Genomic DNA, 9149 nt, shown 5'->3' with positions numbered 1-9149 from the left:
TTTTCGACCCCTGTGTTGACCCGGTAAAGGCCATTGCGGCTGATACCCGCCTCTCCGAGAGAAGTATCCAACTGAAGTTTCAAAAGCATACCGGCTATTCTGTTAAAGAGCTGCTCCGCTTTCTGCGCTTCAAAGAAGTTATTGCCTACATCCTTGCCCGGAGCAATCAGAAAATAGATATTTTTGATTTGATCGTAGACCACGATTATCATGACCAGAGCCACCTTATTAAAGACTTCCAGTATTTCTTAGGTCTGGCGCCTCAGCAGTTTATTAAAAATTTAAACAATGGAAGTTTCTGCGTAATTGCTGATACTTATCCGGCTCAACCATAACATACTTTATTCCTGCAAAGCGTTACTTTAAGTAGGTTACTGGATCATTAGTTCGACCTGAACCATGATACTTGAGGCTATTTGCAGTAGGATAATAGAGCGGCCATTTCGTTTTCTTACAATTTCCCCCAAGTATGTCCTAATACATTTGTACTGTTCATTTAAATTAAACAGCGGTAAAGATGGAATCACTTACAAAAAACGAAAACAGTATTAAGGGTAATACTGGAAATCATCAAAACGTTAAACATTTAGAGCAAACCAGCTTTAATACGACAGAGGTAATCATGCCGGGTATCGTTGAGCCAGAAGGTTTGTTAGTTAGAACCCGTGTATTAAGTGCGCCTGCTGCCGGGCAGGTAAGTGTCAAAGTAGAAGCAAGCGGTATATGTTTTGCCGAGCAGTCCATGCGCCGCGGCAGGTATTATGAGCAGCCCAAGTTTCCTTTCGTTCCGGGCTATGACCTGGTTGGTACGGTCGTTGCAACCGGCCCAGGTGTTGATGCAACTTTACTAGGAAAGCGCGTTGCTGCCCTGACAAAGACCGGCGGCTGGGCAAGCCATACGCTGCTCTCGGCCAGCGACCTGCTACCGGTTCCCGAAGATATTGATCCTCTCGAAGTCGAAACGTTAATTGTTAACGGCATTACGGCCTGGCAAATGCTGCACGTCAAAGCCCGGATCAAGCGTGGACAAACGATACTTGTTCACGGAGCCAATGGTGGCGTGGGAACAATTCTGACACAACTGGCCCTTTATGCTGGCGTCAGGGTAATTGGAACCGCTTCACCTCGTCACCATAAAGCGTTGCGGGCACAGGGCGTGGAGCCAGTAGATTATAACGATACCGATTTAGCTGGAAGCGTACTAAAACTTGCACCCGGCGGCGTAGACGCAGTTTTTGACCATGTGGGTGGGGCAAGCTTTGCGAGGTCTTTTGGCTTGCTTACCAAAGGAGGCGTTCTTGTTTGTTATGCCATTGCCTCGGCATTAAAGGATACTGGTAATACTTTGATCCCGTTTTTAAAAGTACTGATACAGTTAGGTTGGTGGAACATCCTGCCTAATGATCGCAAAGCTTATTTCTACAATATCTGGGACGGAAAAGGTAGCGAAACTTTTCAAGGACAGCTGAGAGAAACTTTTGCGCAGCTCACCTTTTTGCTGGCCAGCGGAGTGCTCAAACCGCAAATTGCTGCCCGGTTTCCTTTGACCCAAATTACAGCTGCCATGAAACTGGCCGAATCACGAACAGCTTATGGCAAGGTTGTGCTTGTACCTTGAACATTTTTTTAATTCGGCCCTTCAGCAGGTTCTCTCCAACCGAGCTGACAAAAGGACTTTTTAAAAACGAGACAAAAAATAAATACATCGAAATAATTGACAAATTAAAGAGCTGCGGAGCAGAGGGAGTCGTATTTGGCAGCGCTGAATTTTTAGTACTGCTTAGTCCAATTGACTGCAGTATTCCAATTTTTGACACGATAGAAATTCATTCTAAGGCTGCGGTTGACTTTGCATTATCCAAATGATGACGTGGCAGCAGCCAACAAGGCTTTCAGGCAGGCGAGCTAAAGTGCAATATTCAATGGCAGTTTTTATTTGAACCGCGCGGCCCCGTTGATCAAGAATATGGGCTTTTGTATCCAGGCAGTCCCTAATTGAATGATTGTCTAAATGCGGCCGGTGAATAACGGGTCTTATTCTTGAACAATTTACTAAACGACTGGGGATGCTCAAAGCCCAACTGGAAGGCAATCTCGTTGACTGACAGATCGGTGGTGGAAAGTTTTTCTTTTGCTAAGTCAATGAGCTTGTCTTGTATAAAATGCCTGGTGCTTTGTCCGGTCAGTGTTGTGAGTAGACGGCTTAGGTAGCCGGAGGAAAGATGCAGGGCCTCGGCCACCGACTCGACGGTCGGGACGCCCTGAGCGGCCAAAACATCGCCTTTGAAATGGTGGGCCAGCACGGACTCCATCCGCTCTAGGATGGTATGGTGGGGAATCCTGCGGGTTAAGAATTGGCGTTGGTAAAATCGCCCTGCATATGTGAGCAGTAATTCCAGTTGGGCAACCATTACTTGGTGGCTTGATGCATCCATGTTGGCGCGGTATTCGTGCTCGATCTGCCGCATCAGCCCCACAACCAGCTCTTCCTCCTTATCAGAAAGGTGTAGTGCTTCCCGGAGATGATAGCCGAAGTATTCATACTGCTTTATTTTGCCCGACAATGGGGTGTTCCAGAGAAAATCAGGATGGATGAGCAAAAGCCACCCGGTATGTTTGAATTCATCTTCGGTGGCCGCCTCAACCGAAAGGACCTGTCTGGGTGACATAAACACCATGACGCCCTCGTCAAAATCAAATTCCTGTTGGCCATATTTGAGTTTGGAGTTGACGTTTTTCTTCAGGGCGATCGTATAAAAATGATGGCTGATGCTTTTTGGGGCCATACCCGGCCGGGCCTCGCTAGGCCGGGCCTCGCCAGGCCGGGCCTTGATATCCTCGAATCGCACCACGCTGATGAGAGGGTGCTCAGGTTTGGGCAATTCCATCAACCGGTGATATTCCGTAATGGTGCGAATGTGCCTAGTCGCTTCAATTGACCTCATAACAAAGGGGATTGTTTATAACCTAAACAGTAACTTCAACCCTTCCTTCAGTGAAGCAGGCGGGCGCCCAAGTTTCTGGGCCAGCTCGGCAGTCACTTCGGATTCCTGCCCGTTTCGAATATCAGCATTAAAATCGATAATTTTTCTTGCCATTGCTTCAGGAATGCCTTTCTGAATCAGGATCGCCTCGAAAGCCGGACTTTCAACCGCAGTGTAGTTCACCTCTTTTCCGGACAGTTCGGTCAATGCGCGGGCTACTTCGTAAAACGAATACGCCTCCCCGCCCGTGAACCGGTACACCTTGTTTTCGCAGGCTTCATCCAACATTACATGGGCAATCGCCTCACCCATTTCCTTTCGTAGCGCAAAGGCTACCTTGCCGATTCCGGCGGACTGGACAATGCCCGTCTCGAATACCTTTTTGCCAACAAACAACGGAATGACGTCCAAGTACAAGGCGTTGCGAAAGATGGTATAGCGCAAGCCACTTTCCCGGATATAATCTTCGGTGGCAAAGTGGTCAACCATCAAGGGGTTAGATAGGCTAGCCCTATCCCGTAACGAGCGGCTTGTGTAGGCAATGCCAGAAACCCCTGCCCTTTTGGCTGCATCCACAACATTACGGTGCTGCTCCATTCTGTCGCCTTCGTCGCCAGCTGAAATCAGCAACACCCTGTCTACCTCCTTCATGGCCCTGTCAAGCGAAGGGATATCCTCGAAACCGCCCAGGTAAGCCTGGAATCCTTTCTCCTGAAATGACAATTGCTTTTCCTCTTTCCGGGTGAGAATGGCAATGCTGCTGGCCGGGATTTTTTTCAACATCGTTTCGATCACGGCGCTTCCCAACGCACCAGTTGCGCCCGTTATTAATATTCGCATTGTTTTGTTTTAAGTACAAAGCAAAGCTCAGCAGAAACCTGAATGCATAGGTAGCCAAATCCTGCTTTGTTGTGGTCTAATCTGACTTAGTGCAAGAGGGAGTCAGTGAAGCGTAGGATGGTATGACGCCGAGCTTCTCAAAAACGTTTTGAACGTGCTTGACGTGGCTACGTTTTGATTTACACTTTTGCGGGTTAGTAAATAATTAAAAACTTCAATTCTTATCCTGTTTGCCGATAATATTCGGCCTCAAAAGCTACTGGATTACTTTCATACACATTGATCCCTGCTTTTTTAATTTATTTATTTAACAAGCCTCTTCTCCCAATAATCAAGATACGCCTCATCCGAAATACCGGGATCCAGACCTTTCTTCTCCATTTCCGTTTTAAACTTCGCCTTCATAAGCTCCTGTGCGTAGCTTACCTCCTCAGCGTCTTCGGGATAAGTACCTTTATCGGCTGTCGCCAACCAGTGGTCCATTTGCCCCCGGAGTTCTTTTAATCTGGTTTGATATGCTTTGTCGTTGACAAGGTTATGCATTTCAAACGGGTCTTTTTTGAGGTCATACAATTCTTCCGCCGGACGCGTTGCAGCCATAAACTTTGCCTGATCCGCATTCAGTACACCTTTTTTGTTCAAGACCTGCATTAATGTCAATACCGGGTAATCGTACTTTTTGTAGGCATTGAATTGCGTATAAGGTCGCTCAGGAAAGAAATTTCTAATGTATTTGAAATCCTTTGTCCGCACTGCGCGGATCTTGTCCAAGGTTTCGTCACACCGGTCGCGGGCTGCAAATGCGTATGGTCTTTCCTTTGAATTTTTGTCTAAAAAGTCGGTTCCCTGAATGTAGGCAGGGATTTTAATCCCGGCGATGTGCAGCGACGTCGCCGAAAGATCAATGTTGCTGATCAGCCGGTCGCTTTTGATACCAGCTTTAATGTTGCCCGGCCAGCGGATAATGAGTGGTGTATTAATACCACCCTCATACAAAAACTGCTTCCCGCGAACATGTGGCTGACCGTGGTCGCCGAAGAAAAAAACCACAGTATTTTCTGCGAGACCATCTTTTTCAAGTCTTTCCAAAATCTCCCCTACCTGCTCGTCCAGCAGCTGGATCGTTTCCAGGTACAACGCCCAGTCTTTCCGGGAAACAGGGTGATTGGGATAATATGGCGGTACCACCACTTTGTCTGGATCAATGGGTTTTGACGAATCACTTTTAAACGGCCGGTGGCTGTAAGTCAGATGTACCTGCGCGAAAAACGGCTGGTCTTTTCCCTTGCCACGCCAGTCGAAACCATCGTACATTTCCTTCCCGTCGTGAACAAAATTATAACCGGTATAGTACGGTCCGGTCATTTTCGTACCGCCGGTATTGGTCACATAATAGCCCGCTTTTTTGAAATAATCGGTCACAGGTACAATTCCCGTCGGGAGCGTGGTCTTATTCTTCGGAAACTGGTTCTGACAATTGATACTCACCGAGTACATACCTGTAATCAACCCCGACCGGCTTGGCGAACACACCGCGCCGACCGTGATCATATTTTTATACAATGCACCTTCGCTGGCCAGTTTATCCAGATTTGGCGTTGAAACAAGCTTATTCCCATAACACGCGAGATCGGGGCTAATGTCGTTCGCCACGATCCATAGTATATTCGGCCGCTTTGGCTGGCTGACCTTATCCTGACCAAAAGCCTGCGAAAAAAGGGTTGCCAATAAAAGCAGCAGTATAAAGTTCTTTTTCATAAATCAGTTGATAATCAATACAGTTGGAAAATCACTCCGCATATTCGGGATTATTAGGTACCAGCCCCAGGCTCCCCAGAAAGTCCATGCAAGCTGCTTTTACCTTGTAATTGCGGCTTTTGGATTCATCTACAAACCGGTTCTCGACTTTTTGGACAGACCTGATGGTTTCAATAAATGGCTTTTTGTCCGACACATATAGCAAGTAATTAATGCTCATCAAAGCGAGTTCGGCATTGTCCGAATCCACATATTTTTTCAGGTTAGCCGCTGCCGTTTCATTTTTAAAAACATCAAAAGCGATAGCAGAACATGTAATTGCAACCGGCTGATAATCATCCTCCATTGCTTCCACAAGTTCCTTTTCAAAGGATTTCAAAACAGGCGCATTTTGTGAGCGAAGCCCCAATGCGGCCCAGTAACGCACGATTTTATTGTTATTTTTCAAAAGTTTGATCTGCTGGGCAGCCATGTCCGCCCCTCGTTTTCCAGACAATGAAGCCGCCGCGAAGATTTCTTTAATCGGATAATTTTCGTCCTTCACTCTGTAATCATACGCATTCCCAGCCTGCGAGATCAGCCCGATCTCGTACTCCGGCAGAAACATTACGTCCCGGGATTTCAACAAGGAGGTACTCAGCTGCTCCCTCATTTTTTCGGCGACCACCTTCATTTTGGGATCATTAATAAGATTTTTGGTTTCCCATGGGTCATTTTTTATGTCAAACAAAAACTCGGCGGGGCGCTCTGTGAACAAGCTGCTTTGCAATCTGTCCAACTTCTGATCTGCCAGGTCTTTCCGCATTTGCTGTTTCATTTCGGATATCTCCATGTAACGGATGTACCGCGCCTCGGGCATAAACGGCATGAAGTTCCGGGAGTACATATAGCGCCCGTCGGTAACGCTCCGGATCATGTCGATCCCATTATCCGAGCGGTCCGAAGACAGTACCAGGTGATCCGTTTTCGGCGAACGATCCGGCCCGATCAGTTTCCGGCCTTTCATATGATCAGGAATTTTCCCGCCAGCCAGACTGATCAATGTTGGCGCCAAGTCTTCAAAATCAATCAGTTCATCCGTAACTGCGCCACTCTCGCCCCAGGGAGAAAGGTGCTTGTACATCGGCGGAAACCAGATCACAAATGGAACGCGGTAACCCAGATCGATCCCGTTTGTTTTGCCACGCGGGATCCCCTCGCCGTGGTCGCCGAAAAAGAAAATAATGGTACTATCGCGAAGGTGGTCGTCGTCAAGCCTTTTTAGCAATTTGGCGATTTTGTTATCCGTCAATTTCAATGAATTGTAGACCCGGGCAAACTGTTTCCGCATTTCCGGGCTGTCCCGGTAAATGGGCGGCATTTCAAATGCATTTTCTGCAATGCGTTCGTTTTCAGGCAATTCATCCAATACTTCCTTCACGTATTTTGGATAAGCATCCGTCATCGTCCGCGACTGATGCGAATCGTTGTAGTTAAAAACCGAAAAGAAAGGCTGCCCCGGTTTCCTGTTCCACCAGCCTGCTTTTCCCGAGCTTTCATTCCAGGCATCGGCGATGAACTGCTTCTCTTTGAACACATTATAATCCGTTTTGGCATTATTGGAAGTATGGTAGCCCGCCTGCTTCATATAATATGGAAACCCATGCATATTGGCCGGAAGCGTGTAGTTGCTACGATGGTTTCCAGTCCCCGTTTCGTACACTTTCACGCCGGTAATGAGCGCAGTCCGGCTTGGCGAGCATACCGTCCCGGTCGAAAAAGCATTGGAAAAACGCACCCCTTCTTTCGCCAGTTGATCGATGACGGGCGTTCTGGCGTCCTTATTTCCATAGCAGCCGATAAACTGCGGCGATGTATCTTCAATCGTGATCCATAATATGTTAGGTTTTTTTTGGGCAAAACAAACACTGGATATGACGGTCAGGAAAAACGGCAACAGACCTATTTTTTTTATCAGGATCTTTCTCATTTCAATTCGTCGGTTTCTCGAAATCAGACTCATTTACCCAGCCTGCCTTCACTTTTTCACCCTTCATAAAACGTTCATAAAAATTCCGGGTAGCAGGTTCGGCATACGGATATTGGTCAAAAACAGCACCGTTTCCGAACATTCTCGGATCTTTCTGGTTTTTCAGTTCTTGTTCCATTTGCTTTCTGAGTTCGGCTTTCACCCGGGTATAATCCGGATCATTTGCCAGGTTTTTCAGCGCATCCGGATCTTTTGCAATGTCATATAGTTCTTCCGCGCCCTTTTTTCCGAAAGACAAATCCCACAATTCCGAACTCCTTCCTTCCCGTTTTTCATTAATGATCTCCGTTTTCGTAGGACCTCCATCGGTATCCAGGTATCCCGTTTCGGGGTTCCCCGCCGGCCACCGGTCCGGCTCATAATTGACCGAAAGTATCATCTGATCCTTCACAATCCCGCGCACCGGATATCCCTGATCGTGCGGCCTGCCGACATCGGTACGCTCTTTTCCAAGTAACACAAAATTGCGTTTTGGGTCGATTTGGCCAGTTTTAGCAGAAATAATGAGCGGCATTAATGACTTTCCCTGTACCTGCATACTACTTTTTGAAGTCACTCCGGCGGCTTCCAGGAACGTGGGCGCCAGGTCAATAAAACTCACCATATCATCAACCTTTCTGCCCGGGTTTTTGAGCCCGTTTTTCCACATGATCGCCAGCGGCAAATGGTTGTCATATTCGTAAACATGGCCTTTGGTGCGCGGAAAAGGCATTCCGTTATCAGAAGTCACAATCACGATCGTGTTGTCCAACTCACCTTTTTCTTCGAGTAGTTTCAGCATTTTCTGCAAATGCTGATCAAAGTATTCCACTTCATACGCGTAATCCAGCATATCATTTCGGACGGTTTCATTATCAGGCCAGTATGCCGGTACTCGGTCAATGTCGGTGATCTTCTTTTTGCCCAATGCCGCACCGGTACCATATTCGTAGACCCGATGGGGTTCGTGGCCGCCATACCAGAAACAGAACGGTTCGCCACCTGTTTTTTCTTTCAAAAATGCTTCCAGGTTGGCGGCGTAATTGGTTGGGGAGATGGCTTTTGTAGGCGCAGCCATTTTAATATCGCTGTAATTTTTCCCGGTCAAAAGGCGAGGTACGCCGTTCTTTTTACCCATATCCCCCGGCGCCCAGCCTTTGCCGGTATAACCTGTTTTATACCCATTTGCGCCCAGTTCTTCCATCCAGGTCGCAAACTTTTCGGGGAAATAGGGAACATGGTTTCCGGCTGCCTCCAATTGCCACGGGTTCCTGCCAGTGAGAATACAAGCCCTTGACGGTGAACATTTTGCATTGGGTGTAAATGCATTTGTAAACAAAATCCCTTCACCCGCAACCCGATCAAACCCCGGCGTTTTTACCCAGCCATTGGAAAGTCCGTACGCACCCATATGCCTGAATGAAGCATCATCGGCAATGCAAAAGAGAATGTTCGGTCTTTTGGCGGGAGGCTGCTTTTCAGTTTTTTGTATTTGAATGGCCGCCAGCACCGGGAATATCAGTACGGCCAGCCAGGTGTGTTTTTTTAAAAAAGTCATG

At 47.4% G+C, this 9149-nt stretch carries 7 protein-coding genes; 2 read left to right on the top strand and 5 right to left on the bottom strand.

Annotation, left to right across the window (positions count from 1 at the left end):
- Both ABIO93_RS06485 and ABIO93_RS06480 read left to right on the top strand, forming a co-directional pair.
- The coding region (locus ABIO93_RS06485; RefSeq protein WP_348065649.1) for a helix-turn-helix domain-containing protein at positions 1–335 on the top strand (335 nt) is incomplete at its 5' end.
- 182 nt (positions 336–517) lie between these two features.
- Positions 518–1618: a medium chain dehydrogenase/reductase family protein gene (locus ABIO93_RS06480; protein ID WP_348065647.1), complete on the top strand. Its 1101-nt coding sequence runs from the start codon at positions 518–520 to the stop codon at positions 1616–1618.
- Positions 1619–1991: 373 nt separating this feature from the next.
- On the opposite strand, the gene ABIO93_RS06475 is transcribed toward ABIO93_RS06480, so the two are convergent.
- From ABIO93_RS06475 to ABIO93_RS06455, 5 genes are all read right to left on the bottom strand, one after another.
- Entirely contained in the window at positions 1992–2945 is a 954-nt protein-coding gene (locus ABIO93_RS06475) for a helix-turn-helix transcriptional regulator (protein ID WP_348065645.1), read from the bottom strand.
- A gap of 15 nt (positions 2946–2960) precedes the next feature.
- Positions 2961–3824 (bottom strand): SDR family oxidoreductase, encoded by an 864-nt coding sequence (locus tag ABIO93_RS06470; RefSeq protein WP_348065643.1) that lies wholly within the window; start codon positions 3822–3824, stop codon positions 2961–2963.
- A gap of 303 nt (positions 3825–4127) precedes the next feature.
- Positions 4128–5582, bottom strand: a complete 1455-nt coding sequence (locus ABIO93_RS06465; protein ID WP_348065641.1) for a sulfatase — start codon at positions 5580–5582, stop codon at positions 4128–4130.
- A gap of 31 nt (positions 5583–5613) precedes the next feature.
- Positions 5614–7551, bottom strand: coding sequence for a sulfatase (locus tag ABIO93_RS06460; RefSeq protein WP_348065639.1), 1938 nt, complete (start codon positions 7549–7551; stop codon positions 5614–5616).
- A 1-nt stretch (position 7552) separates the two neighbouring features.
- On the bottom strand, positions 7553–9148 hold the full coding sequence (locus tag ABIO93_RS06455) for a sulfatase (RefSeq protein ID WP_348065637.1): 1596 nt from the start codon (positions 9146–9148) through the stop codon (positions 7553–7555).
- Position 9149: the final 1 nt, after the last annotated feature.

It is taken from the genome of Dyadobacter sp. (assembly GCF_039919315.1).
GTDB lineage: Bacteria > Bacteroidota > Bacteroidia > Cytophagales > Spirosomataceae > Dyadobacter.
The sequence above is the reverse complement of the archived record's forward strand: the minus strand, read 5'-3'. Positions and strand labels throughout refer to the sequence as shown.

What these genes read in the sequence shown, in the direction of transcription:
- ABIO93_RS06480 (WP_348065647.1), top strand. Translation starts at nt 518, where the DNA reads ATGGAATCACTTACAAAAAACGAAAACAGTATTAAGGGTAATACTGGA.
- ABIO93_RS06475 (WP_348065645.1), bottom strand. Translation starts at nt 2,945, where the DNA reads ATGAGGTCAATTGAAGCGACTAGGCACATTCGCACCATTACGGAATAT.
- ABIO93_RS06470 (WP_348065643.1), bottom strand. Translation starts at nt 3,824, where the DNA reads ATGCGAATATTAATAACGGGCGCAACTGGTGCGTTGGGAAGCGCCGTG.
- ABIO93_RS06465 (WP_348065641.1), bottom strand. Translation starts at nt 5,582, where the DNA reads ATGAAAAAGAACTTTATACTGCTGCTTTTATTGGCAACCCTTTTTTCG.
- ABIO93_RS06460 (WP_348065639.1), bottom strand. Translation starts at nt 7,551, where the DNA reads ATGAGAAAGATCCTGATAAAAAAAATAGGTCTGTTGCCGTTTTTCCTG.
- ABIO93_RS06455 (WP_348065637.1), bottom strand. Translation starts at nt 9,148, where the DNA reads ATGACTTTTTTAAAAAAACACACCTGGCTGGCCGTACTGATATTCCCG.